We start from the raw sequence: 23924 nt of genomic DNA, 5'->3' as shown, positions 1-23924 counted from the left end.
GCGAGTACCAGTGCGAATACGGCTGTGTGTGTACGAGTGATGAACGGCCGGCCCGTGCCGCCCGGTTCCTCCTGGCCTCACCCGTCCGGGTGAACTCCCCTGTCCTCACAGCCGCTTGACCCCCTTGATGCGTCCGGCGCGCGCCGTTCGCGCCCGCACCGCCTTCACCTTCAGGCCGCCCTTGAGTCCGCCGCGCTGGCCGCCGATGCGCAGGCCGGTGCCGCCGGAGAGCCAGCCGGTGGAGATGTCGGCCTTCTTCGTCTGGGAGTTGCTGTCGGCGAGCGGGTCGTTCTCCGCGCGCCGGGCCAGCGCCATGATCCCGGGGACGACGAACGGGGCGAGCAGCAGGTCGTACAGCGCGGCCGTGAACAGCAGACTGCCGAGGCCGACATGGCGGGCCGCGGTGTCCCCGACGAGGGCGCCCACTCCGGCGTACATCAGGGTGGTGCCGATCGCGGCGACGACCACGACCACCATCGGCCCGGTGGCCGACTTGAGCCGCCCGTTGTCGGGCTTGATGAGCCCGGCGAGGTAGCCGATGACGCACAGCACCAGCGCATAGCGGCCGGCGGCATGGTCGGCGGGCGGGGCGAGGTCGGCGAGGAGGCCGGCGCCGAAGCCGATGAGGGCGCCCCCGACATGGCCGTAGACCATGGCGAGGCCCAAGACCGTGAGCAGCAGCAGGTCGGGGACGGCGCCCGGGAGGTGGAGGCGGGCCAGGACGCTCACCTGGACCACCAGGGCGACCACGATCAGGGCGGAGGAGAGCAGGATTCGGTTGACGCGCATGGGGCTTCAGCTCCTACTGCTCTTGCTCGTACTGGTTCTGGTCGTCGCCCGGAGGCTGATACTGGCCGTCGGCCCGCGGCTGGTACTGGCCGTCCGCCTGGGGCTGGTTCTGACCGTCGACCGGGTCCTCGGCGCCCGGTGTGACGGTGACCGTCACGGTCGGCGTGGGGGTCGGCTCGGGCTTGTCCGGGAGCACCGTGTCGCGCGGGTCCTTGGTGGGGGCCTGGACGACGACGCCGACGATGTCGAGCTTGGAGAAACCTGCGTACGGCGTGACGTAGAGGGTGCGGGTCAGACCTCCGCCGGACGGGTCGACGCGGGAGACGACACCGACGGGGACGCCGGGCACGAAGGGCTTGTCGGCCTGGGAGCCGAAGGTGACGAGCCGGTCGCCCTTCTTCACCTCGGCCTTGCCGTTGAGGAGTTCGACACGCAGCGGGCGGTCGCCCTGCCCGGAGGCGAAGCCGAGCTCGTCGCTGGACTCCATGCGGGTGCCCACGGTGAAGTCGGGGTCGTTGGCGAGGAGCACGGTCGCGGTGTTGGGGCCGACGGTGGTGACCCGCCCGACCAGCCCGTCCCCGTTCAGGACGGTCATGTCGCGCCGGATGCCGTCGTTCTCGCCGACGTCGATGGTGATCGTCCAGGAGAAGCCCTGGGCCGCTCCGATGGCGATGACCTCGGCGCCCTTGATGCCGTACTGGCCCTGGCCCGCGACCTTCAGCATCTTGTCCAGCTGCTTCAGCCGGCTGCGGTTGCGGTCGTCGCTGCCGAGCCTGGCCTTGAGGGCGGCGTTCTCCTGCTCCAGGGCGGCGAGCCGGTCGTGGCGCTCGCCGGAGTCACGGATCGCCGCGACCGCGTTGCCGACCGGGTCGACCGCCGACGACACGCCGTTCTCGATCGGGCCGAAGACCGTGGCCGCGGCGGACCGGGCACCGTCGACCGGGGAATCCTCACCACCGCGGATGTCCACCGTGATCAGCGCGAACGCGATGGCGATCAGCAGCACCAGGAGCAGCCGGCTCTCTCGTGTGTCCCTCACGTGCGGCGGCCGTGCCCTTCCTCATAGGAGTTCGGGAAACCCCGGGGAAACCCGCGGGGTTCTTATACGGAATTTGTGGGCGGAGCTTGTATACGAGCTTGAATGACGCGCTTCGAGGCTCTTGGGAAGCTTATGCCTCTATATCAACGATCCGCCGTACGAGAGGAGATCATCCCGTACGGCGGAATCGAAGAGTTACGTCATCTGCGGGGCTGGGCGTCCAGCACCTGCTGCAACGCCTCGAACTCCTCGACACACTTGCCGGAACCGAGTGCCACGCTGTCCAGCGGGTCCTCGGCGATGTGGATCGGCATGCCGGTCTCGCGGCGCAGGCGCTCGTCGAGGCCGCGCAGGAGGGCGCCGCCGCCGGTCAGAACGATTCCTCGGTCCATGATGTCGCCGGACAGCTCCGGCGGGCACTTGTCGAGGGTCGTCTTCACCGCGTCCACGATGGAGTTGACCGGCTCCTCGATGGCCTTGCGTACTTCGGCCGCGGAGATGACGACGGTCTTCGGCAGCCCGGAGACGAGGTCCCGGCCGCGGATTTCGGTGTGCTCGTCAGCGTCGAGGTCGTACGCCGAACCGACCGTGATCTTGATCTGCTCGGCCGTCCGCTCACCCAGCAGAAGGGAGTACTCCTTCTTGATGTGCTGGATGATCGCGTTGTCCAGTTCGTCGCCCGCGACGCGGATGGACTGGGCGGTGACGATGCCGCCGAGGGAGATGACCGCGACCTCCGTGGTGCCGCCGCCGATGTCGACCACCATGTTGCCCGTGGCCTCGTGGACCGGCAGGCCGGAGCCGATGGCCGCGGCCATGGGCTCCTCGATGATGTGCACCTGGCGGGCGCCGGCCTGGGACGACGCCTCGATGACGGCGCGGCGCTCGACGCCCGTGATGCCCGAGGGCACACAGACGACGACCCGCGGACGAGCCAGATACCGCCGCTTGTGGATCTTCAGAATGAAGTAGCGGAGCATCCGCTCGGTGATCTCGAAGTCGGCGATGACGCCGTCCTTCAGCGGACGTACGGCAACGATGTTGCCGGGCGTGCGCCCGATCATCTTCTTCGCTTCGGCGCCGACCGCGAGGATGCCACCGGTGTTGGTGTTGATCGCGACGACGGACGGCTCATTGAGTACGATCCCGCGACCCCTGACGTACACCAGCGTGTTGGCGGTCCCGAGGTCGACAGCCATGTCACGGCCGATGAACGACATTGAGTTCCCCATCAGGATTCGTCTGGCCTTCCCTGGGAGCTTTTGATGGCTTTTCAGGTCGGCGAAGTGGGTGCTGTGACGTGAAGACTTCTATCGTAGACGCGCTTTCACGAACACTGCGGGAGGGTCTTCGCCATTGTCAGCAGATGGCGAGCCGCCCCGCTTGTGGAGACGGGCCATCGGGGGCACTCGTTCCCTCGATCGCCGCGCATATGCCGCCGGGCGGCCGGGTTTCTTCGGCTGCCCCAGGTCGGGCCGGGTGACAGGGCTCAGGCACGGCCCGGGAAGAAGATCTTCACCTCACGCTCGGCGGACTCCTCGGAGTCGGAGGCGTGGATGAGGTTCTCGCGGACGATCACACCGAAGTCACCCCGGATGGAGCCCGGCGCGGCGGCGATCGGGTCGGTCGGACCGGCCAGCGCGCGCAAGCCCTCGATGACCCGCTCGCCCTCGACGATCAGCGCGACGACCGGGCCGGAGGCCATGAACTCCACCAGCGGCTCGTAGAAGGGCTTGCCCTTGTGCTCGCCGTAGTGCTGCTCCAGCGTCTCCTGGTCCAGGGTGCGCAGCTCCAGCGCGGTGATCTGCCAGCCGGCCTTGCGCTCGATGCGGCTGATGATCTCGCCGGTCAGGCCTCGACGGACGGCGTCGGGCTTGAGGAGGACGAGGGTGCGCTGGGTCACGGAGGACTCCTTCTTACTGCCGGTGGTGCGGTGGGATGAGGTTACAGGGCGTGTCCGGGCCCTTGTTACGCAGCGTCAGGTGTAGAGGAGTCGCTCTGGGCGGCGAATCTCGCCTTCGCCTCGTCGACCTTTCTCCCGTAGTGCACCGAGGCCCACCACAGCGCCGCGAAGATCACGCCCAGGATGAACATCGTCGAGACGATGAAGCCGGACGCGATGAGGGCGATCTGGAGCGCCCAGCCGAGGGCCACTCCGCCGGGTCGCGTCACCAGGCCGCACAGCAGCAGGCACAGGAACATCGCGATGCCACTGACCGTCCACACCGTCGACGTGGACAGGTCGGGATCCTTCATGGCCACCAGACCGGCGAACCCGATGACGAAGAACTCGCCGATCAGGGTCGAGGAACAGAGCGTACGCATCTTTCGGACTCAGCCCTTCACCAGCAGGAGTCGGGCTTCGCCGACCGTGATGACGGACCCGGTGACGAGCACCCCGCCGCCCGCGAACTCGCCCTCCTCCTCGGCCAGCGTGATCGCGGCCTCCAGAGCGTCCGGCAGCCGCGGCTCGACCTGCACGCGGTCGTCGCCGAACACCTCGACGGCGATGGCCGCCAGCTCGTCGGCGTCCATGGCGCGGTGCGAGGAGTTCTGCGTGACGACGACCTCGGCGAAGATCGGCTCGAAGGCCTCAAGGAGACCCCGCACGTTCTTGTCGCCGCTCGCGCCCACGACCCCGATCAGCCGGCTGAAGTCGAAGGCCTCCCCGACCGCCTCGGCGGTGACCCGCGCGCCGGCCGGGTTGTGGGCGGCGTCCAGCACGACGGTCGGCGACCGCCGTACGACCTCCATCCGCCCCGGCGAGGCGACGGCGGCGAACGCCTTGCGGACCGTGTCGATGTCCAGCGACTCGGCTCGCGCGGAGCCGACGCCGAAGAACGCCTCCACGGCGGCGAGGGCCACGGCGGCGTTGTGCGCCTGGTGCGCGCCGTGCAGCGGCAGATACACCAGGGGGTACTCGCCGCCCAGCCCGCGCAGGGTCGCCAGTTGGCCGCCGACGGCGATCTGACGCGACACGACCCCGAACTCCAGGCCCTCGCGGGCCACGGTGGCGTCGACCTCCACGGCCTTCTTCAGCAGCACCTGCGCGGCGTCCACCGGCTGCTGGGCCATGATCACGGTGGCGTCCTGCTTGATGATCCCGGCCTTCTCGGCGGCGATCTCACCCGGAGTGGTGCCCAGCCGGTCGGTGTGGTCGAGGTCTATCGGCGTCACGACGGCGACATCACCGTCGATGACGTTGGTGGCGTCCCACGAGCCGCCCATCCCCACTTCCACGACGGCGACATCGACGGGTGCGTCGGCGAACGCGGCGTACGCCATGCCCGTGAGCACCTCGAAGAAGGACAGCCGGTACTCCTGCTGTCCGTCGACCATCTCGATGTACGGCTTGATGTCCTGGTACGTCTCGATGAAGCGCTCGGCGGAGATCGCTGCGCCGTCGAGGCTGATCCGCTCGGTGATCGACTGGACGTGCGGCGAGGTGTAGCGGCCGGTGCGCAGCTCGAAGGCGCCGAGGAGGGCCTCGATCATGCGGGCGGTCGTCGTCTTGCCGTTGGTGCCGGTGATGTGGATCGAGGGGTACGACCGCTGCGGCTCGCCCAGGACGTCCATGAGCGCGGCGATACGGCTGACGGACGGCTCCAGCTTGGTCTCGCCCCACCGCGTCGCGAGCTCCGCCTCGACCTCGCGCAGGGCCTTGTCGACCTCGGGGTCCTCGGGGCGCGCGGGCACGTCGGCCTGCGGCGGGCCGCCCTGGGTGCGCAGGGTGCGGCTGCCGGCCTCGATGACCGCCAGGTCGGGGTCGCGGTCGCCCGCCGCGTCAGCGGCTGATGTCTGCGCCTCCGCGATGATCTCGTCGAAGGGGTCGAGGGGGTCGGGCTCGTTCTGGTCGCTCACGGGGCCAGTCTACGGACGGGGACTGACAGTGCGCCCAGGGAGTGGGTGGTGTGGCTTGTCCGGCGGCTGCGGGCCGGTTGTGGCTGGTCGCGCCCACGCGGCGGAGCCGCATATCGACACAGCCCCCGCCCCTTGGGACGTGAAGGCCCCCGGCGCCTGACAGCACCGGGGGCCTCATAGCCGTAGAAACACCTACGCCTGCGGCAGTCGCTCCAGCTGGGCGGCGATCCGGGCGATGTCCTCCTCGGCCTTCGCCAGGCGGCCGCGGATCTTCTCCACGACGTTGTCCGGGGCCTTCGCGAGGAACGCCTCGTTGCCGAGCTTGGCCGTGGCCTGGGCCTTTTCCTTCTCGGCCGCCGCGAGGTCCTTGGCCAGGCGCTTGCGCTCGGCCGCGACATCGATCGTGCCGGAGAGGTCGAGGGCGACCTCGGCGCCGGCGATCGGGAGGGTCGCCGTCGCCGTGAAGTTCTCACCCTCCGGCTGCAGGCGCAGCAGCTGGCGGATGGCCGGCTCGTGCGGGGCGAGGGCCGTGCCGTCGAGGGTCAGCCGGGCCGGGACGCGCTGGCCCGGCTGCAGACCCTGGTCGGCGCGGAAGCGGCGGACCTCGGTGATGACGGACTGGAGCGACTCGATCTCCTGCTCCGCGCCCTGGTCACGGAAGCCGCTGTCGGCCGGCCACTCGGCGATCACGATCGACTCGCCGCCGGTGAGCGTGGTCCACAGGGTCTCGGTGACGAACGGGACCACCGGGTGCAGCAGCTTCAGCGTGACGTCGAGGACCTCGCCGAGGACGCGCTTGCTGACCTCGGCCGGCTCGCCGCCCGCCTGGAACGTCGTCTTCGACAGCTCGACGTACCAGTCGAAGACCTCGTCCCACGCGAAGTGGAAGAGGGCGTCGGACAGCTTGGCGAACTGGTAGTCCTCGTAGAACGCGTCGACTTCGGCGACGACGGAGTTCAGGCGGGAGAGGATCCAGCGGTCCGTCGACGACATCGCCGACGGGTCCGGCAGGGGTCCGTCCACCGTCGCGCCGTTCATGAGCGCGAAGCGGGTGGCGTTCCAGATCTTGTTGGCGAAGTTCCGGGAGCCCTGGACCCAGTCCTCGCCGATCGGGACGTCGACGCCGGGGTTCGCACCGCGGGCGAGCGTGAACCTCAGCGCGTCGCTGCCGTACTTGTCCATCCAGTCCAGCGGGTTGACCGCGTTGCCGAAGGACTTCGACATCTTCTTGCCGAACTGGTCGCGGACCATGCCGTGCAGGGCGATGGTGTGGAACGGCGGGGTGCCGTCCATCGCGTACAGGCCGAACATCATCATCCGGGCGACCCAGAAGAAGAGGATGTCGTAGCCGGTGACCAGGACGGAGTTCGGGTAGAACTTCGCCAGCGACTCGGTCTGTTCGGGCCAGCCGAGCGTGGAGAAGGGCCACAGGCCGGAGGAGAACCAGGTGTCGAGGACGTCGGTGTCCTGGTGCCAGCCCTCGCCGGTCGGGACCTCGTCGTCGGGACCGACGCAGACGACCTCGCCGTTCGGGCCGTACCAGACCGGGATGCGGTGCCCCCACCACAACTGCCGCGAGATGCACCAGTCGTGGAGGTTGTCGACCCAGTCGAAGTACCGCTTCTCCATCTCCTGCGGGTGGATCTTGACCCGGCCGTCACGGACCGCGTCACCGGCGGCCTTGGCGAGCGGGCCGACCTTGACCCACCACTGCATCGACAGACGCGGCTCGATGGTGGTCTTGCAGCGCGAGCAGTGGCCGACCGAGTGGACGTACGGCCGCTTCTCCGCGACGATCCGGCCCTCGGCGCGCAGCGCGGCGACGATCGCCGAGCGGGCCTCCAGGCGGTCCAGACCCTGGAAGGGCCCGTGGGCGGTGATGACCGCGTGCTCGTCCATCACCGTGAGGGACGGCAGGTTGTGACGCTGGCCGATCTCGAAGTCGTTCGGGTCGTGGGCCGGGGTCACCTTGACGGCGCCGGTGCCGAACTCGGGGTCGACATGGGTGTCGGCGACGACCGGGATCGAGCGCTCGGTCAGCGGCAGCCTGATGAGCTTGCCGACCAGGTGCTTGTAGCGCTCGTCGTCCGGGTGGACGGCGACGGCCGTGTCACCGAGCATCGTCTCGGCACGGGTGGTGGCGACGACGATGGTCTCGTCACCCTCGCCGTACTTCATGGAGACGAGCTCGCCGTCGTCGTCCTGGTACTCGACCTCGATGTCCGAGATGGCGGTCAGACACCGGGGGCACCAGTTGATGATGCGCTCGGCGCGGTAGATGAGCTCGTCGTCGTAGAGCCGCTTGAAGATGGTCTGGACGGCCTGGGACAGGCCCTCGTCCATGGTGAAGCGCTCGCGCGACCAGGCGACGCCGTCACCGAGGCGCCGCATCTGGCCGGAGATCTGCCCGCCGGACTCGCCCTTCCACTGCCAGACGCGCTCGACGAACGCCTCACGCCCCAGGTCGTGCCGGGACTTGCCCTCCTTGCCCAGCTCGCGCTCGACGACGTTCTGCGTGGCGATACCGGCGTGGTCCATGCCCGGCTGCCACAGCGTCTCGTAACCCTGCATGCGCTTACGGCGCGTGAGGGCGTCGATGAGGGTGTGCTCGAAGGCGTGCCCGAGGTGCAGGCTCCCCGTGACGTTCGGCGGCGGGATGACGACGGTGTACGGCTGCTTGTCGCTCTTGGCGTCCGCCTCGAAGTAACCGCGCTCTACCCAGCGCTCGTACAGCGGCCCCTCTACATCGGCCGGCGCGTACTGGGTCGGCAGTTCGGTGTCGGGCGCTGGTGGCTGCTGCTGAGCGTTCTCGGTCACCCGCTCAGTTTAGGGGTGTCCCTGGCGTGTCCCGAAACGCGTTTGTTCTGTAACGGTGGGCACCCCGATGCCATGTGTGCGCTGTGTTTGCGCCAGGATGTCGTGAACATATAAGCATCTGGAGGGGAACCCAGAAATGAGCTACAACCAGCCGGGCCCGTACGGCGGGCAGCCCCAGCAGCCCGGTCCGTACGGCCAGCCGCAGCAGCCCGGCCCGTACGGCCAGCCGCCGCAGGCGCCCCAGCCCGGCTACGGCTACCCCCAGCAGGCTCCTCCGCCCCAGCCCCAGCCCGGTTACGGCTACCCGCAGCAGGCCCCGGGCGTCCCGCCCCAGCAGCCGAACCCGTACGGCCAGCAGCAGCCGCCGTACGGCCAGGCCCCGTACGGCATGCCGCAGCCGCCGGCACCCGGTGGCGGCGGCAAGAAGGCCGGCCTGATCATCGGCGCGGTCGCGGTCGTGGCCGCGATCGCCGTCGGGGCGTACTTCGCGCTCGGCGGCAGCCGTGGCGGCTCGTCCAGCCTCGCGGACGACGGGGCGCACAAGCTGACGACGCCCGAGAAGCTGCTCAGCGACTACTCCCGGATGGGCGACAAGGGCGACACATCCGGCAGCGACTCGACGTCGGAGCTGGAGAAGAGCGGCGTCAAGAACGGCACCAGCGTGACCGGTGTCTACTCGACCGCGGACCTCTCGGGTTACGACCCCAACGACCCGAACAGCACCACGCCCGACCTGGGCGCGCTGGCGAAGGCCAAGAACATCTATTTCGCCGGCGCCTACGGCGAGATCGCCGACCCGGAGAAGGCTCTGGACGCGTTCTTCACGTCCTTCAAGAGGTCCGCCGAGGAGGACTCCTCCTCCGGCAGCAGCAGCGCCCCCAAGACCGAACTCGTCGGCGAGCCCGAGTCCGCCGACCTCGACGGCGCGGTCATGAAGTGCCAGTCGACCAAGGGCCAGAACGTGATCACCAAGCAGGAGACGACCAACTGGTTCTGCGCCTGGGCCGACTACAGCACCATCACCCTGGTGTCGCCGACTGACGCCGCGGCAAGCGTCTCCAAGGACGTGGCCATCGACATCACGACGAAGGTGCGCGCAGAGATCCGCGTCAAGGCCTGACACCCGTACGCGCCACAGCGAAGGGGCCCCGGTCGGTCGACCGGGGCCCCTTCGGTATGTCCGTACTGCGGCTACGCCGTCTTCTGCTCGCCCGAACCCCGTCCGCGCGCATCCCGCGGGATCAGCGTCGGGTTCACGTTCGAGTGAACGACGTCCGCCGTGATGACGACGCGGGCCACGTCCTTGCGGGACGGGATCTCGTACATCACGCCCTGGAGGACTTCCTCCATGATGGCGCGCAGGCCGCGGGCGCCGGTCTGGCGGAGGATGGCCTGGTCGGCGATGGCTTCCAGGGCCTCGCGCTCGAAGTCGAGTTCCACGCCGTCGAGTTCGAAGAGGCGCTGGTACTGCTTCACCAGCGCGTTGCGGGGCTCGACGAGGATCTGGAGCAGGGCCTCGCGGTCGAGGTTGTGGACCGAGGTGATGACGGGGAGGCGGCCGATGAACTCGGGGATCATGCCGAACTTCACCAGGTCCTCGGGCATGACGTCCTCGAACTGGTCCTTGGCCTCCAGCTCGCGCTTGGAGCGGATCGTCGCGCCGAAGCCGATGCCCTTGGCGCCGGCCCGGGACTCGATGATCTTCTCCAGGCCCGCGAACGCGCCGCCCACGATGAACAGGACGTTCGTGGTGTCGATCTGGATGAACTCCTGGTGCGGGTGCTTACGGCCGCCCTGGGGCGGGACCGAGGCCGTGGTGCCTTCGAGGATCTTCAGCAGGGCCTGCTGGACACCCTCGCCGGACACATCGCGCGTGATCGACGGGTTTTCGCTCTTCCGGGCCACCTTGTCGATCTCGTCGATGTAGATGATCCCGGTCTCGGCCTTCTTGACGTCGTAGTCGGCCGCCTGGATCAGCTTCAGCAGGATGTTCTCGACGTCCTCGCCGACGTACCCGGCCTCCGTCAGCGCCGTCGCGTCGGCGATGGCGAACGGGACGTTCAGCATGCGGGCCAGAGTCTGGGCGAGCAGCGTCTTGCCGGAGCCGGTGGGGCCCAGCAGCAGGATGTTGGACTTCGCCAACTCGATGGCGTCGTCGCGGCCTTGGGCGCCGCCGTTCTCGCCGGCCTGGACGCGCTTGTAGTGGTTGTAGACGGCGACGGAGAGGGCCTTCTTCGCCGCCTCCTGGCCGACCACATAGCCTTCGAGGAACTCGTAGATCTCGCGCGGCTTGGGAAGTTCCTCCCAGCGGACCTCACTGGTCTCCGCGAGCTCTTCCTCGATGATCTCGTTGCAGAGATCGATGCACTCGTCGCAGATGTACACACCAGGGCCTGCGATGAGCTTCTTGACCTGCTTCTGGCTCTTGCCGCAGAACGAGCACTTGAGCAGATCGCCGCCGTCACCGATGCGTGCCACGGTGTGCTTCCCCTTCGCCTGGGAGACGCCTGGACGATTTCGAATCCAGCGGCTCCTGGTGCTGCCTTATGTCGACGGTACCTTGCCTGGCCCCCCGTTCGGGCCCCCCTTGGCGCGGTTCACTTTGACGTGCACCGTCTCAAACCGTGCCAAGGGGCAGCAGACAATACCGGGTCCGCGTCAGCGAACGTCGGCGTTGTTCATCTTCCGCGTGGAGATGATCTGGTCGATCAGCCCGTACGAGAGCGCGTCCTCGGCCGTGAGGATCTTGTCGCGCTCGATGTCCTCGCGGATCTTCTCGATCGGCGTGGTGGAGTGCTTGGCCAGCATCTCCTCCAGCTGCGAGCGCATCCGCAGGATCTCGTTGGCGGCGATCTCCAGGTCGGAGACCTGACCGCGGCCGGTCTCGCTGTACGGCTGGTGGATCAGCACGCGCGCGTTGGGAAGCGCCATGCGCTTGCCCGGCGAACCGGCGGCCAGCAGAACGGCGGCGGCGGAGGCCGCCTGGCCCATGCAGACCGTCTGGATGTCGGGCTTCACGAACTGCATCGTGTCGTAGATGGCCGTGAGCGCGGTGAAGGAGCCGCCCGGGCTGTTGATGTAGACCGAGATGTCGCGGTCGGGGTCCATCGACTCCAGGCACAGCAGCTGCGCCATGACGTCGTTGGCGGACGCGTCGTCGATCTGCACGCCGAGGAAGATCACGCGCTCCTCGAAGAGCTTCGCGTACGGGTCGTACTCGCGGATGCCCTGCGAGGTGCGCTCGACGAAGCGGGGGATCACGTAGCGGGACTCGGCGACGGGGCCCGCGTACTCGGCACGCGTGCGGTCGTACAGGCCGCTGCCGGGGAAGTCGTTCACTGTCTGTCTCCTAGGAGCTGTGGCGGTCGGCTGAGGGGCTTGCTGGGGCCGATTCGGTCCCACGGGGCGGTCAGGCCCCGGTGCCGCCGCCGCCCGGGATGCCGGCAGCTGTGGTGATGACGTCGTCGATGAGGCCGTACGTCTTGGCCTCCTCCGGGTCGAACCAGCGGTCCCGGTCCGAGTCACGGGTGACCTGCTCGACGGTCTGGCCGGTGTGCTGGGCCGTGAGCTCGGCCATACGCTTCTTGGTGTGCAGCAGCCGCTCGGCGTGGATCTTGATGTCCGACGCCGAACCGGCCAGGCCGGCGGAGGGCTGGTGGATCAGGATCTCGGCGTTCGGGAGGGCGAACCGCTTACCCGGGGTGCCCGCGCTGAGCAGGAACTGGCCCATGGAGGCGGCGAGGCCCATGGCGATCGTCATCACGTCGTTCTTGATGAACTGCATGGTGTCGTAGATCGCCATGCCGGCCGTGATCGAGCCGCCCGGGCTGTTGATGTAGAGGTTGATGTCCTTGTCGGGGTCCGCGGCGGCAAGGAGCAGCAGCTGTGCGGTGATCTTGTTCGCGATGTCGTCGTCGACCGGCTGGCCGAGGAAGATGATCCGCTCGTTGAGCAGCCGGTTGTAGACCTGGTCGCCGAGGCCACCGCCGATGGAAGGCTCGCCGGCGGCGGAGGGCATCAGATTCGTCACGTATCCACCTGCTCGTCTTACGACGGCGCCGGGCCGTCTGCACGTCTTCTGCGTGGGCAACGGGGACTCCCCTGCCCTCATACTCATGGACCCTAACGCGCAGGCTGGGCGGTGCCATCCCGGTTCCGTGAGTGTTCGCCGGGGGCGTAGCGCCGTGGGGGCTCGGGTGCGCGAGGGGCCGCGGGTCCGTCGTGGCCGTTCGCGCAGTTCGCCGCTCCCGCCGACGGCGCTGTCCGGCCGTACGAGAGAAGGGCCCCGGGGATCGGTGTCCCCGGGGCCCTTCCTACGCGCTGTGCGGCGCCGTGGGCTCAGCCCTCGGTCTTCTCCGCGGCCTCGGCGTCGGCGGTGCCCTCGGCGGCCTCGACCGTCTCCGTGGCCTGCTCGACCTCGTCCTCGTCGTTCAGGTCGACGATCTCGCCGTTGGTGTCCTTGACCGTGGCCTTCTCGACCACGACGGCCAGGGCCTTGCCGCGGGCGACCTCGCCGACCAGGAGCGGAACCTGGCCGCCCTCGACGACCGCCTGGGCGAACTGGTCGGGGGACATGCCGGAGGAGGCGGCGCGGCGCATGAGGTGCTCGGTGAGCTCCTCCTGGTTGACGTTCAGCTTCTCCTGCTTGACGAGCTCGTCGAGGACGAACTGCGTCTTGATGCCCTTGACCGCGGCTTCCTTGGTCTCGGCGTCGAACTCCTCGACCGTCTTGCCCTGGATCTCGAGGTACTTCTCGAGGTCGAGGCCCATCTGGCCGAGCTGGTGGTGCTCCAGGTTGTGCTTGCGGGTGTTGATCTCGTCCTCGAGCAGCTTCTCGGGGACGGGCACCTCGACGAGCTCCAGCAGCTTCTCCAGGACGCGCTCCTGGGCCTGCGTGGCCTGGTCGTACTGCTTCATGTTCTCGAGGCGCTTGCGGCTGTCGGCCTTCAGCTCGTCGAGGGTGTCGAACTCGGAGGCGAGCTGCGCGAACTCGTCGTCCAGCTCGGGCAGTTCGCGGGCGGCGACCTGGGTGACCTTGACGGTGACCTCGGCCTCCTTGCCGGCCGCCGAGCCACCCTTGAGCTCGGAGGCGAAGGTGGCCTCGCCACCGGCCTCCAGGCCCTTCACGGCGTCGTCGATGCCGTCCAGCAGCTCGCCGGAGCCGATGGTGTAGGAGACGCCCTCGGCGACGCCGTCCTCGAGGACCTCGCCCTCGACCTTGGCCTGAAGGTCGATCGTGATGACGTCGCCGTCCTCGGCGGCGCGCTCGACCGGGGAGGTCGACGCGAAGCGCTCACGGAGCTGCTCGACCGACTTGTCGATGTCCTCTTCGGTGACCTCGACCGGGTCGACCTCGACCTCGATGCCGGAGTAGTCCGGGATCTCGATGGACGGGCGGATGTCGACCTCGGCGGTGAAGTTCAGCGTCTCGCCGTCCTTCAGCTCGGTGATGTCGACCTCGGGCTGGCCCAGGACGTCGATCTCGGCCTCGTTGACAGCCTCGGTGTAGAACTTGGGAAGCGCGTCGTTGACGGCCTCCTCCAGCACCGCACCGCGGCCGAACCGCTGGTCGATGACGCGGGCCGGGATCTTGCCCTTGCGGAAGCCCTTCACCGTGACCTGCTGGTTGATCTTCTTGTACGCCGCGTCGAGGCTGTCCTTGAGCTCCTCGAAGGGCACCTCGATGCTGAGCCGAACCCGAGTCGGGTTCAGGGTCTCCACGGCGCTCTTCACGGTTCGGTCTCCTTGGGGGCTGACTTCTTGGTTTCTGCCGGGGCCAGACTGGTCCGGCGGACTTCGTCGCCCGGACGACCTCCAGAGGATCTCCTGTGGATGTCCGGGGATGTCCAGAGGTTCCTGTGGATGAGACACACGGGCGCGCAGCTTGCATAGTAACCGCAGCCGCTCAACGCCCCAAAGGCGATCAAGCGAGGTGACCGCGCGGATGACCGGCGAGGACCGGTCGGTGGTCGGGGTGGCGGGATTTGAACCCACGGCCTTCCGCTCCCAAAGCGGACGCGCTACCAAGCTGCGCCACACCCCGTGCTGGTGCGACACGTAGGGTACATGGCCGCAGGCAGCGCGACCGCCGCATTAACGGGGTGTGCGGTGAGGGGCACCGACCCGCTACGATGCCTTCTGTGCCGCGGTCACCTGACCTGCGGCGCGTCCTGTGCGGGCGTAGCTCAATGGTAGAGCCCTAGTCTTCCAAACTAGCTACGCGGGTTCGATTCCCGTCGCCCGCTCCATACGGCTCAGGGCCAGGTCGGAGGATGATTCCTCGGCCTGGCCCTGATGCGTTCTCCCGGCGGGGACGCCCGGTCGCGTCAGTCGCCGCGCAGTGTGCGTACGTCCACGGTGTAGACGGAGCGGATGCCGTACGGGACGTAGAGGGCGTCGCCGACGAGGGTCAGGGGGGCGCCGATGCCGGTGGAGTCGGCGGTGCCGCCGTCGTCCCGTCCCTGGAGGGTGGCCTCCACGGCGCCCGTACGCAGGTTCAGGGCCGCCAGACGGCCGCTGGGGGACGCCAGGTAGAGGTGGGACGCGGAGGCGGTCGGGGGGCCCGGCGACTCCACGGTGGAGTTGCTCTCCCAGAGCTGGCGCCCGGTGTCCGGGGCGATCGCGCGGACGCTGCCGCTGGACGACGTGGCGTAGAGCGTGCCGCCCAGCAGGGTGGGGGTCGTGCCCTCGGGCAGGGTCCGGGACAGCCGTACGGTCGTCCGGACGCGCGAGGTGGAGTTGATCAGGGTCAGCGTGCGGCGGGCGCCGGTCGTGTCGAGCACCACCAGCCGCCCGTCGGCCTGTCCGACGACGTCCTGCTCCCCCTCGACCCGCACGGTCCAGCGGGGGCGGCCGGTGGCCGGGTCGAGCTGCGCGAGGCTCGTGTGGGTGATGTTCTCCTCGCCCCACTGCTGGCACACCAGATAGGCGTTCCGGGCGACGCTGCGCAGCAGGCAGATCTGTGTGGTTGGGCTGGGCATCGGCCGCTTCCAGCGGACCTTGCCGTCGGTGGCGTCGAGGAGGGCGTACTGCCGCCCTTTCGCGCCGTAGACGGTGATGACGCCCTCGGGTACGGCGGTGGAGAAGCCCTGGTCGTTGTTCGGCTCGGTGGCCTCGTCGCTGTCGCCGGTGACCGTCTTCCAGATCACCTTGCCGGTCTCGGCGTCGAGCGCCTGGACGGTGTAGCGCGTGGGGTTGAACTGCTCCTCGCCGACGATCCGGTCGTCGGCGCCGTAGACGTACACGCGGCCGCTGCGCGCGGCGATGATCGAGCCCGCGTCGCCGCCGCTGATGTCGTCGGCGGTCTCGTCGATCGACCGGGCCCAGGTGTTGCGGCCGTCGGAGAGGGCGAAGCGGGTCGCCATGACGTCGTCGCCGGCGCAGACGAGGGACGGGCCGGTCGCCGCGCAGCGGGCGAAGGGAGCGTCGGCGCCTATCGGCTCCTTGTCGGGGCTCGGGTCCTTCGACTTCCGGTGCCAGGCCTGCCAGCCGAGGGGCAGGTCGCCCGGGTCGGAGTCGTCGCCGGTGAGGGCGACCGTGGTGGTGGCGAGGGCAGCGAGGACGACGGCTCCGGCCGCGGAGGCCAGCCAGAGGCGTCCGCGGCGCCGGCGGGGCCGGCCGGGGGGCACGACGGTCGGCGTCTCGTCCGCGGGGCGCGGGTCGGGGAGGGCGCCGTCACGGAGCAGGTGCAGCAACTCGTCCGGTGAGGGGCGGGACTTGGGTTGCTTTTCCAGGCAGAGTCGGACGAAGGTGAGCAACTCGGACGGAACGTCATCGAGTTCGGGAGTGCCCTCGACGACCCTGATGGCCGTCTCGTACGGGCTCGGGCTGTCGAACGGACCATGGCCGGTGGCGGCGTACGCGAGGATCGAGCCGAGGGAGAAGACGTCCGCGGCCGGGCCCACGTCCTGGGGGGAGGAGAACTGCTCCGGGGACATATAAGGCGGAGTGCCCATGACGCGGCCGGTCTGGGTGAGGACGTCGGAGGGCGCGAACTCGGCGGCGCGGGAGATACCGAAGTCGATGACGCGGGGGCCGTCCTCGGCGAGCATCACATTGGCCGGTTTCAGGTCGCGGTGGACCATGCCGGCGCGATGGATGTCCCGCAGGGCCTCGGCGAGGCCTGCGGCGAGTTCGCGCAACTGCGGCAGGGGCAGGGGGCCGTGGCGGCGGATGCGGGTACCGAGGTCCTCGCCGGGGATGTAGAGCGTGGCCATCCAGGGGCGCGGCGCGTCGGCGTCCGCGTCCACGACGGGTGCGGTGAAGGCGCCACTGACCTGGCGGGCGGCGGCGACCTCGCGGCGGAACCGGGTGCGGAACTCGTCGTCGTCGGCGTACTGCGCGTGCACGACCTTGACGGCCAGGCGGCGACCGGAGGCCGAGCGGGCGAGGTAGACCACGCCCATGCCACCGGAGCCGAGGCGGTCCTCGATCCGGTAGCCGCCCACCTCCGCCGGGTCCGTCTCGCGCAGCGCCATCCGTACGTTCCCCCGTTCCGGACCGTTCGACGATCACGAACGAGGGTATCCGTACCCTTCCAGGCCGCCCCACGGACCCCGGAAGGGACCTCAGAACTGGATCGAGTTGATCGTCTCGGCTATCGAGTTGAGGAATCTCTGGATGTCGTCGGCCATGCCCGTCGAGGCGAGGAAGAAGCCGAACAGCACGGCGACGACGGCGGGGCCGGCCTTCAGGGAGCCGCCACGAATCAACACCACCAAGATGATCGCCAACAGCAACACCACTGACAGCGAAATGGCCACAACAGATCACACCCTCGGTCGGTCCGCTCTCCCGGCCCGGGGATGCGACCCCGCGCACCCCCGCCAGAACCATCGTGCCACCAACCGGGCCCCGCTATGCGGCACGTGACGTTTCGTTCGCCACACCTGTGCCGGATCTGTGCGGGTCCACCGTGCGCGGCCACCTCCCGCGTTGCGGCCGTACAGGATTTCGGGTGCGCACCCGCGCAGGTAATTCGACGGGATCGTTTCCATCAACACACAACGTGTTCGCCAATATTTCGAATTAAGTGTGAGGTGATCATTCCATCGCGGTCGGCTCCTGACCATATGCGCCTATTAGTCCGGATGAATCCGGACAAGAAGGATGGCCAACAGGTGTCCACCCAGTGCATGTTCGTCGTACACGCGAGGCCGAGCGCGATATCCGGGAATGACCTCGCGGGTTTTACGAAATCCCACAGGCAACGCTAGGGTGCCTCAGATGTTCCATGCTGCCTCGTCCCCCGCATGCGCAGTGAGGGCCTCGGTCTACTCCCCCGGCTTCCGGCGGGAGGGTCTGTGAACAACTCGCTGCGACCGCACGGCCACAACAGAGCGCCACTCCCCCCGGCAGAGTCGTCGGCGGACGGAGTGCCGAGTCCGCGCTCGCCGCAGAACCAGCAGGCACAGGCGGACAAGAGATCCGCGTCCGGCGGTGCCAAGCAACGCGACGCGTTCTTCGACAACGCCAAGTTCCTGGCGATCGTGCTCGTCGCCATAGGACACTCCTGGGAACCGATCAAGGGCGACAGCCGGATCCTGGAGGCGGTGTACACCGTCGTGTACACCTTCCACATGCCGGCGTTCATCATCATCTCCGGCTTCTTCTCGCGCAGTTTCGACGCGAGCCCCAGTCGGCTGAAGCGCCTGATCACCGGCGTCGCGGTGCCGTACATCATCTTCGAGACGGCCTATCCGCTCTTCAAGCGCTGGATCGCCGAGGACCCGGGTCAGGACATCAGCCTCCTGGACCCGTGGTACCTGACCTGGTTCCTGTGCGCCCTGTTCATCTGGCGGATGACCACCCCCATCTGGAAGATGGTGCGCTGGCCGCTGCCGATCGCGCTCGGTCTCGCCATGGCGGCGACGGTCACCCCGGAGATCGGTGACGACCTGGATCTGCAGCGTGTGCTCCAGTTCCTGCCGTACTTCGTGCTGGGCCTGTGCATGAAGCCCGAGCACTTCCACATGGTGCGTACGCGCACGGTGCGGATCCTGGCCGTGCCGGTGTTCGCGGTGGCGCTGGCCTTCGGCTGGTGGGCCGTGCCGCGCATGAACACCGCGTGGTTCTACCACCGGGACGCCGCGCAGGAGCTGGGCGCGCCGTGGTGGGCGGGGCCGGTCATGGTGCTGGCGATGTTCGGCTGCTCGCTGCTGCTGACGGCCTGCTTCTTCGCCTGGGTGCCGCGTCGGCACATGTGGTTCACGGCGCTCGGCGCGGGCACGCTGTACGGCTATCTGCTGCACGGCTTCGTCGTGAAGGCCGGCGACTACCAGGGCTGGTTCGAGCACGCGTGGCTCCAGCGGCCGCTCGGTGAGATCTTCGTGTCCGTCGTCGCGGCGGTCGGTGTCACGCTGCTGTGCACCTCGCCGGTGCAGCGGGTGTTCCGGTTCGCGATGGAGCCGAAGATGGAGTGGGCGTTCAAGCGGGACGCGGCTCAGTTGGCCCGGGAGCGGGAGAAGCGCGAGGGCGCTGCCGCGCGCGAGAAGGTCAACGCCTGATCCTGCGGCCTGATTCACAGCGGGTGCGTCCGGCCTATCCGGCGTATCTGCACAAAGACGCACAACATCACATCGTGGAGAGTCAGTCTCCGGTCAGACCGAGAAGTGCGCGCATCCGTGCGTACTTCTCGGTCAGTCGTTTGCGGGTCGTCTCGTCGAGGACGGCCAGGCGGGTCGGGTCCGCGTTGTGCGCCAGGTCCGCCTGCTTCACCAGGAGGGCGCCGGGGGTGGCGAGGATGCGGGCGGCGTAGGTCTCGGGGGGTTCTCCGGGGTGCTTGGTGAGGGCGCGTACGACCGCCTTCGTGCGGGGGCTCAGTGGGGCGTCTTCCAGCCACTGTTCGGAAAGGGCGTCGTCCTCTACCGCGTCGTGCAGCCAGGCTGCTGCGATCTGGTCCTCGTCGCCGCCGCGTGCGTGTACGCCTTCTGCTACGGCCCTGAGGTGTTCGGTGTACGGGTGGCCGGCCTTGTCGGTCTGGTTGGCGTGGGCGGTGCGGGCGAGGGTCTCGATGTCGGCCAGGGACAGTGGGGTTCGGTGGGGCTGGGTCATTGGTCCAGTGTGCCGCTCGGGGTTGGTGGGGGGTTTTCTCGCCCCCGCCGCCCCTACCCGTCCCATCCCTGAAGGGGCTCCGCCCCTTCGACCCCGCCAAGGGGCTGCCGCCCCCTGGACCCCCGCTTCGGCCCGAAGGGCCTCGTCCTCAAACGCCGGACGGGCTGAAAGTGCCTGGAGCGGCGTTGGGGAGTGATCGCCTCCGAGCGTGAGGCCGGGAGGTCAGCGTGTTGACTGGGCCGTTGGGCCCTCTCGGCAGATCAGGAGGAGGGCCCTGTCGTCGTTGACGTCCTTTGCGACTGCCTCGATCAGGTGCCAGGCGGCTCCGTGGAAGCCGCCTGCCACGTAGCGGTCGGCCTCGCCGGTGAGGCGGTCTATGCCCTCGACGATGTCGCGGTCGGAGGTCTCGACCAGGCCGTCCGTGAAGAGCATCAGGACGTCTCCGGGGCGGAGTGAGCCCTTCACGGGGTCGAACTGGGCGCCGTCGTACACGCCGAGGAGGGGGCCCTCGGCCGCCTTCTCCTCCCAGCGGCCGCTGCCCGCGCTCAGTTGCAGGCCCGGCGGGTGGCCCGCCGAGTAGAGCTCGTAGTCGCCCGAGTCCAGGTCCAGGACGAGGTGGATCGACGTGGCGAAGCCCTCGTCCCAGTCCTGGCGGAGCAAGTAGCCGTTCGCCGCCGGGAGGAAGGCGTGCGGAGGCAGGCTGCCGAGGAGGCCGCCGAAGGCTCCCGAGAGGAGGAGGGCGCGGGAGGCCGCGTCCATGCCCTTGCCGGAGACGTCCGTCAGGACGACCTCCAGGGTGCGGCCGCCGTTCGTGCGGGCCGCCACCACGAAGTCGCCCGAGAAGGACTGGCCGCCCGCCGGGCGCAGCGCCATCTCGCGATGCCAGCCGTGCGGCAGGCCCGGCAGCTTGCTCTGCACGCGGATGCGTTCGCGCAGGTCGAAGAGCATCGTGCCGCCGCGCCGCCAGGGCACGCCCACGCGGCTGCGGAACTGCGCGATGAGGAGACCGAAGAAGCCGCACGCCGCCACGACCAGGACCACACCCGGGGTGACGCGGGACGGACCCTCCGTGTACGGCCCGAGCTGCACCGACTCCACGATCAGGGCCGTCGCCGCCGCCGCGTACAGGCCCAGCAGGCTCGCCGGGCGCAGCAGCAGGCCGCCCGCGACGATCGGCAGGACCAGCGCGGCCGGGGAGAACCACACCGGGTTGGCCATCGTCACGGCGCAGATCAGGGGAACCGTGAGGAGCAGGCCGGCCAGTGCGATCCAGTCCGAGCCGTCGCCGCGGAAGTAGTCCACCGCGCTTCTGCGCACGCCGACGCGGGCCCGGTGCCACTGCATCTTCAACCGGGCCGTGAACGTCTCGGCCACCGTGCGCCGCTCTCGTCCTGCTGCCATTAGTTCGGGACCCTATCCATCGGACCAGCTGCTTGGCACGGGAGGTCCCACTTGTCCCCCGTCCGAGGTTCAACTTCACAGTGAACTTCACGGAAAGCCACCTCGCGGCCGCCAACGAGAAATTCCCTCGCTCGTCCCGCAATGCCCTGGTAGGCATGATTCATGGCGAATGACAGTGCGAGCCGCCCTGGCCACTTGGGCCTTCCCGAGCTGCGGGTGTTGCGGCAGGGCGAGTGGAACACCTGGTACGACACGCTGATCCGGGCCTTCGGTGCGGTCGCGGAAGCGCCGGAGGAGCAGGAGCTGTGGAACTCGCTCACCGAGCTGGACCGTTCCCTCGGCGCCTGGGACGGGGACGGGTGCGTGGGCACGGCGGGGGCCTTCAGCTTCCGGCTGACCGTGCCGGGGGGCGCGTCGGTGCCCGCGGCCGGCGTCACGATGGTCAGTGTCGCCGCCACGCACCGCCGGCGCGGCGTGCTGACGTCGTTGATGCGGCGGCAGCTGGACGACGTGCGCGAGTGGGGCTGGCCGCTTGCCGTACTGACCGCGTCCGAGCCGGAGATCTACGGCCGGTTCGGGTACGGCGTCGGCACCTTCCATGTGAACGCCGAGATCGACACCACCCGCGTCCGGCTGTCCGTGCCGCCCGGCACCGATGACGTACGTCTGCGGTACGCCGCAGCGACCGAGGCCCTCGACGTGTGCGAGGCGGTGTACGCGCGCACGGTGTCCGGCCGGCCGGGGATGCTGGCGCGCGGGCCCGGCTGGGAGCGGCTGCGGGTGCTCGACCCGGAGAGCGACCGGGACGGCGGCTCGCCGCTCCAGTGCGTGCTGGCGGAGCGCGACGGCCAGGTCGTGGGGTACGCGCGCTTTCGGGTCAAGCCGGAGTGGGAGCCGTCCGGGCCCAAGGGGTCGGTGTTGCTGCGGGACGTGGACGCACTCGACCCGGCGGCGCGGGCCGCGCTGTGGCGGTTCCTGTTCGACATCGACCTGACGTCCACGGTGAAGGCGTACGGGCGGCCGTTGGACGAGGCCTGGCAGCACCAGGTGTCCGACATCCGGCGGTGTGCGCTGCGGGTACGGGACTCGCTGCATGTACGGCTGGTGGATGTCGGGGCGGCGCTGGAGGCGCGGACCTATCAGGCGCCGGTGGACGTGGTGTTCGAGGTGGAGGACGCCTTCTGCCCCTGGAACTCCGGGCGTTGGCGGCTGACCGGGGACGCCAAGGGCGCGGCGTGCGGCCGTACGACGGATGCCGCCGATCTCTTCCTGTCCGTACGGGAGTTGGGGGCGGCCTACCTCGGCGGTGTGAGCCTGGAATCGCTGGGCGCCGCCGGGCGGGTGCGGGAGCTGCGGCAGGGGGCGCTGGCGGAGGCGTCGGTGGGGTTCATGTCCGGCGTGGCGCCGTGGTTGCCCCACGGGTTCTGAGCGGGGCGGCTTCGGGGGCCTCGGGGCTTCGGGGTTTCGGGGCCCTAAGGGGTCTGGCAGTTCGGGCACCAGAAGAGGTTGCGGGCGGCCAGGTCGGCGGTGCGGATCTCGCCGCCGCAGAGGTGGCAGGGCAGCGTGGCCCGGCGGTAGACGTAGACCTCGCCGCCGTGGTCGTCGACGCGGGGCGGGCGGCCCATCGCCTCCGGGGTGTGCTCGGGGCGGACGGTGTCGATGCGGTTGTTGCGGACGCCCTCGCGCATGAGGTCGGCCAGGTCCGCCCAGATGGCGTCCCACTGGGTGGGGGTGATGTCCCTGCCCGTGCGGTACGGGTCGATGCGGTGCCGGAAGAGGACCTCGGCGCGGTAGACGTTGCCGACGCCCGCGATGACCTTCTGGTCCATGAGCAGGGCGGCGATCGTCGTACGGCTGCGGGAGATCCGTCGGTAGGCCCGGTGCGGGTCGGCGTCGGCGCGGAGGGGGTCGGGGCCGAGGCGGTCGTGTATCGCCTGCTTCTCGGGGTGCGTGATCAGGGCGCAGGTGGTGGGGCCGCGGAGGTCGACGTACGCGGTGCTGTTCGTGAGGCGGAGGCGGACGGTGTCCGTGGGTGGGGGTGCGGGGGCGTCGCCGAAGTTGACCTTGCCGAAGAGGCCGAGGTGGATGTGGATCCAGTCGGCGTCCCGGAAGCCGAGGAAGAGGTGTTTGCCGTGGGCCTCGGTGTGGGTGAGTTCTGAGCCGGTGAGGAGTTGTGCGCCGTCCGAGAACTTGCCCTGGGGGCTGGTGACGTGGGGGGACGTGCCGAGGAATGCGGTGGCGTAGTCCTGGGCCAGCCGGTGGATGGTGTGGCCCTCGGGCACGGTGGCTCCTTCTTCGTGTGCGGGTGGGGGGAGCGGGATTTTCGCCCCCGCCGCCCCTACCCGTCCCATCCTCTGAAGGGGCTCCGCCCCTTCCACCCCGCCAAGGGGCTGCCGCCCCCTGGACCTCCGCTTCGGCCTGCGGCCTCGTCCTCAAACGCCGGACGGGCTGAAAAGGGTGCCTACTGCTGGGGGTGGTGCGCGGGGATCGGGGGGAGGTCGCCCGTCGTCTCGTAGGTGGCCAGCATGGTGATGCGGCGGGTGTGACGCTCGTCACCGGAGTACGGGGTGCTCAGGAACGTCTCGACGAACTTCGTCGCCTCGTCCTGCGTGTGCATGCGGGCGCCCACCGCCACGACGTTCGCGTTGTTGTGCTGACGGCCGAGGGACGCCGTCTCCTCGCTCCAGGCCAGGGCCGCGCGGACGCCCTTCACCTTATTCGCGGCGATCTGCTCGCCGTTGCCCGAGCCGCCGATCACGATGCCGAGGGCGTCGGGGTCCGCGGCCGTCTTCTCCGCGGCGCGGAGGCAGAAGGGCGGGTAGTCGTCCTGGGCGTCGTAGATGTGGGGGCCGCAGTCGACCGGGTCGTGACCCGCCGCCCTGAGCCAGTCGACGAGGTGGTTCTTGAGTTCGAAGCCCGCATGGTCGGAGCCGAGATACACGCGCATGGAACGAGTGTGACACGG

The 23924-nt window shown here is 69.2% G+C and carries 20 protein-coding genes and 2 tRNA genes; 4 read left to right on the top strand and 18 right to left on the bottom strand.

What is annotated here, in order from left to right; all coding sequences use genetic code 11:
• Positions 1–105: 105 nt before the first annotated feature.
• The 7 genes from mreD to ACFU95_RS28095 all read right to left on the bottom strand — a co-directional run bounded on the left by mreD (position 106) and on the right by ACFU95_RS28095 (position 8506).
• Positions 106–789, bottom strand: a complete 684-nt coding sequence (gene mreD, locus ACFU95_RS28125; RefSeq protein WP_383832639.1) for a rod shape-determining protein MreD — start codon at positions 787–789, stop codon at positions 106–108.
• Positions 790–802: 13 nt separating this feature from the next.
• A complete protein-coding gene (gene mreC / locus ACFU95_RS28120) occupies positions 803–1828 on the bottom strand; it encodes a rod shape-determining protein MreC (protein ID WP_383832637.1) in 1026 nt (341 codons plus the stop codon).
• 200 nt (positions 1829–2028) lie between these two features.
• Positions 2029–3048, bottom strand: coding sequence for a rod shape-determining protein (locus tag ACFU95_RS28115; RefSeq protein ID WP_062720616.1), 1020 nt, complete (start codon positions 3046–3048; stop codon positions 2029–2031).
• Positions 3049–3317: 269 nt separating this feature from the next.
• The gene (ndk, locus tag ACFU95_RS28110; protein WP_030052239.1) at positions 3318–3731 is read right to left on the bottom strand and encodes a nucleoside-diphosphate kinase; all 414 of its coding nucleotides are present in this window, start codon (positions 3729–3731) and stop codon (positions 3318–3320) included.
• A gap of 65 nt (positions 3732–3796) precedes the next feature.
• A complete protein-coding gene (locus ACFU95_RS28105; protein ID WP_383832635.1) occupies positions 3797–4153 on the bottom strand; it encodes a DUF4233 domain-containing protein in 357 nt (118 codons plus the stop codon).
• A gap of 9 nt (positions 4154–4162) precedes the next feature.
• Complete coding sequence (locus ACFU95_RS28100) at positions 4163–5689, bottom strand: bifunctional folylpolyglutamate synthase/dihydrofolate synthase (RefSeq protein ID WP_383832632.1); 1527 nt, start codon at positions 5687–5689, stop codon at positions 4163–4165.
• Positions 5690–5881: 192 nt separating this feature from the next.
• Positions 5882–8506 carry a valine--tRNA ligase gene (locus tag ACFU95_RS28095; RefSeq protein WP_383832630.1) on the bottom strand — a complete coding sequence of 875 codons (2625 nt, stop codon included), beginning with the start codon at positions 8504–8506 and terminating at the stop codon, positions 5882–5884.
• A gap of 136 nt (positions 8507–8642) precedes the next feature.
• Here ACFU95_RS28095 and ACFU95_RS28090 point away from each other — a divergent pair, with 136 nt between their 5' ends.
• The gene (locus ACFU95_RS28090) at positions 8643–9626 is read left to right on the top strand and encodes a hypothetical protein (protein WP_383832628.1); all 984 of its coding nucleotides are present in this window, start codon (positions 8643–8645) and stop codon (positions 9624–9626) included.
• Between the two features lie 71 nt (positions 9627–9697).
• Here the strand turns inward: ACFU95_RS28090 and clpX are convergent, their stop codons facing one another.
• The 5 genes from clpX to ACFU95_RS28065 all read right to left on the bottom strand — a co-directional run bounded on the left by clpX (position 9698) and on the right by ACFU95_RS28065 (position 14549).
• On the bottom strand, positions 9698–10984 hold the full coding sequence (gene clpX / locus ACFU95_RS28085; protein WP_062720622.1) for an ATP-dependent Clp protease ATP-binding subunit ClpX: 1287 nt from the start codon (positions 10982–10984) through the stop codon (positions 9698–9700).
• A 180-nt stretch (positions 10985–11164) separates the two neighbouring features.
• Complete coding sequence (locus ACFU95_RS28080; protein WP_308437638.1) at positions 11165–11845, bottom strand: ATP-dependent Clp protease proteolytic subunit; 681 nt, start codon at positions 11843–11845, stop codon at positions 11165–11167.
• Positions 11846–11915: 70 nt separating this feature from the next.
• The gene (locus ACFU95_RS28075; RefSeq protein ID WP_383832651.1) at positions 11916–12524 is read right to left on the bottom strand and encodes an ATP-dependent Clp protease proteolytic subunit; all 609 of its coding nucleotides are present in this window, start codon (positions 12522–12524) and stop codon (positions 11916–11918) included.
• 320 nt (positions 12525–12844) lie between these two features.
• On the bottom strand, positions 12845–14239 hold the full coding sequence (gene tig, locus ACFU95_RS28070) for a trigger factor (protein WP_383832625.1): 1395 nt from the start codon (positions 14237–14239) through the stop codon (positions 12845–12847).
• A gap of 233 nt (positions 14240–14472) precedes the next feature.
• Positions 14473–14549 (bottom strand) — tRNA-Pro (locus ACFU95_RS28065).
• A 131-nt stretch (positions 14550–14680) separates the two neighbouring features.
• Here ACFU95_RS28065 and ACFU95_RS28060 point away from each other — a divergent pair.
• Positions 14681–14754: transfer RNA gene (locus tag ACFU95_RS28060), tRNA-Gly, on the top strand.
• 78 nt (positions 14755–14832) lie between these two features.
• Here ACFU95_RS28060 and ACFU95_RS28055 read toward each other — a convergent pair.
• A complete protein-coding gene (locus tag ACFU95_RS28055) occupies positions 14833–16983 on the bottom strand; it encodes a PQQ-binding-like beta-propeller repeat protein (RefSeq protein WP_383832623.1) in 2151 nt (716 codons plus the stop codon).
• 90 nt (positions 16984–17073) lie between these two features.
• Positions 17074–17268, bottom strand: coding sequence for a hypothetical protein (locus ACFU95_RS28050; protein WP_030044846.1), 195 nt, complete (start codon positions 17266–17268; stop codon positions 17074–17076).
• Positions 17269–17808: 540 nt separating this feature from the next.
• Between ACFU95_RS28050 and ACFU95_RS28045 the strand changes: the two genes are divergently transcribed.
• The gene (locus ACFU95_RS28045; RefSeq protein WP_383832621.1) at positions 17809–19011 is read left to right on the top strand and encodes an acyltransferase family protein; all 1203 of its coding nucleotides are present in this window, start codon (positions 17809–17811) and stop codon (positions 19009–19011) included.
• A gap of 82 nt (positions 19012–19093) precedes the next feature.
• On the opposite strand, the gene ACFU95_RS28040 is transcribed toward ACFU95_RS28045, so the two are convergent.
• Both ACFU95_RS28040 and ACFU95_RS28035 read right to left on the bottom strand, forming a co-directional pair.
• The gene (locus tag ACFU95_RS28040) at positions 19094–19558 is read right to left on the bottom strand and encodes an HD domain-containing protein (protein ID WP_383832619.1); all 465 of its coding nucleotides are present in this window, start codon (positions 19556–19558) and stop codon (positions 19094–19096) included.
• 222 nt (positions 19559–19780) lie between these two features.
• Positions 19781–20959, bottom strand: a complete 1179-nt coding sequence (locus tag ACFU95_RS28035; protein WP_383832617.1) for a PP2C family protein-serine/threonine phosphatase — start codon at positions 20957–20959, stop codon at positions 19781–19783.
• 162 nt (positions 20960–21121) lie between these two features.
• Between ACFU95_RS28035 and ACFU95_RS28030 the strand changes: the two genes are divergently transcribed.
• Positions 21122–22387: a GNAT family N-acetyltransferase gene (locus ACFU95_RS28030; protein WP_383832615.1), complete on the top strand. Its 1266-nt coding sequence runs from the start codon at positions 21122–21124 to the stop codon at positions 22385–22387.
• A 44-nt stretch (positions 22388–22431) separates the two neighbouring features.
• On the opposite strand, the gene ACFU95_RS28025 is transcribed toward ACFU95_RS28030, so the two are convergent.
• The gene (locus ACFU95_RS28025; RefSeq protein WP_383832613.1) at positions 22432–23241 is read right to left on the bottom strand and encodes an Fpg/Nei family DNA glycosylase; all 810 of its coding nucleotides are present in this window, start codon (positions 23239–23241) and stop codon (positions 22432–22434) included.
• A gap of 179 nt (positions 23242–23420) precedes the next feature.
• A complete protein-coding gene (locus ACFU95_RS28020; RefSeq protein ID WP_383832611.1) occupies positions 23421–23906 on the bottom strand; it encodes a ribose-5-phosphate isomerase in 486 nt (161 codons plus the stop codon).
• Positions 23907–23924: the final 18 nt, after the last annotated feature.

Origin of the sequence: Streptomyces sp. NPDC057623, from assembly GCF_042800355.1 — a bacterium.
Taxonomy (GTDB): domain Bacteria; phylum Actinomycetota; class Actinomycetes; order Streptomycetales; family Streptomycetaceae; genus Streptomyces.
This window is presented reverse-complemented; position numbering and strand designations above follow the sequence as displayed.

Bases quoted from the DNA above. Each gene is read 5' to 3' on its own strand.
- mreD (WP_383832639.1), bottom strand. From the start codon at position 789: ATGCGCGTCAACCGAATCCTGCTCTCCTCCGCCCTGATCGTGGTCGCC.
- ACFU95_RS28115 (WP_062720616.1), bottom strand. From the start codon at position 3,048: ATGTCGTTCATCGGCCGTGACATGGCTGTCGACCTCGGGACCGCCAAC.
- ACFU95_RS28105 (WP_383832635.1), bottom strand. From the start codon at position 4,153: ATGCGTACGCTCTGTTCCTCGACCCTGATCGGCGAGTTCTTCGTCATC.
- ACFU95_RS28090 (WP_383832628.1), top strand. From the start codon at position 8,643: ATGAGCTACAACCAGCCGGGCCCGTACGGCGGGCAGCCCCAGCAGCCC.
- ACFU95_RS28075 (WP_383832651.1), bottom strand. From the start codon at position 12,524: ATGCCCTCCGCCGCCGGCGAGCCTTCCATCGGCGGTGGCCTCGGCGAC.
- ACFU95_RS28055 (WP_383832623.1), bottom strand. From the start codon at position 16,983: ATGGCGCTGCGCGAGACGGACCCGGCGGAGGTGGGCGGCTACCGGATC.
- ACFU95_RS28040 (WP_383832619.1), bottom strand. From the start codon at position 19,558: ATGACCCAGCCCCACCGAACCCCACTGTCCCTGGCCGACATCGAGACC.
- ACFU95_RS28035 (WP_383832617.1), bottom strand. From the start codon at position 20,959: ATGGCAGCAGGACGAGAGCGGCGCACGGTGGCCGAGACGTTCACGGCC.
- ACFU95_RS28030 (WP_383832615.1), top strand. From the start codon at position 21,122: ATGGCGAATGACAGTGCGAGCCGCCCTGGCCACTTGGGCCTTCCCGAG.
- ACFU95_RS28020 (WP_383832611.1), bottom strand. From the start codon at position 23,906: ATGCGCGTGTATCTCGGCTCCGACCATGCGGGCTTCGAACTCAAGAAC.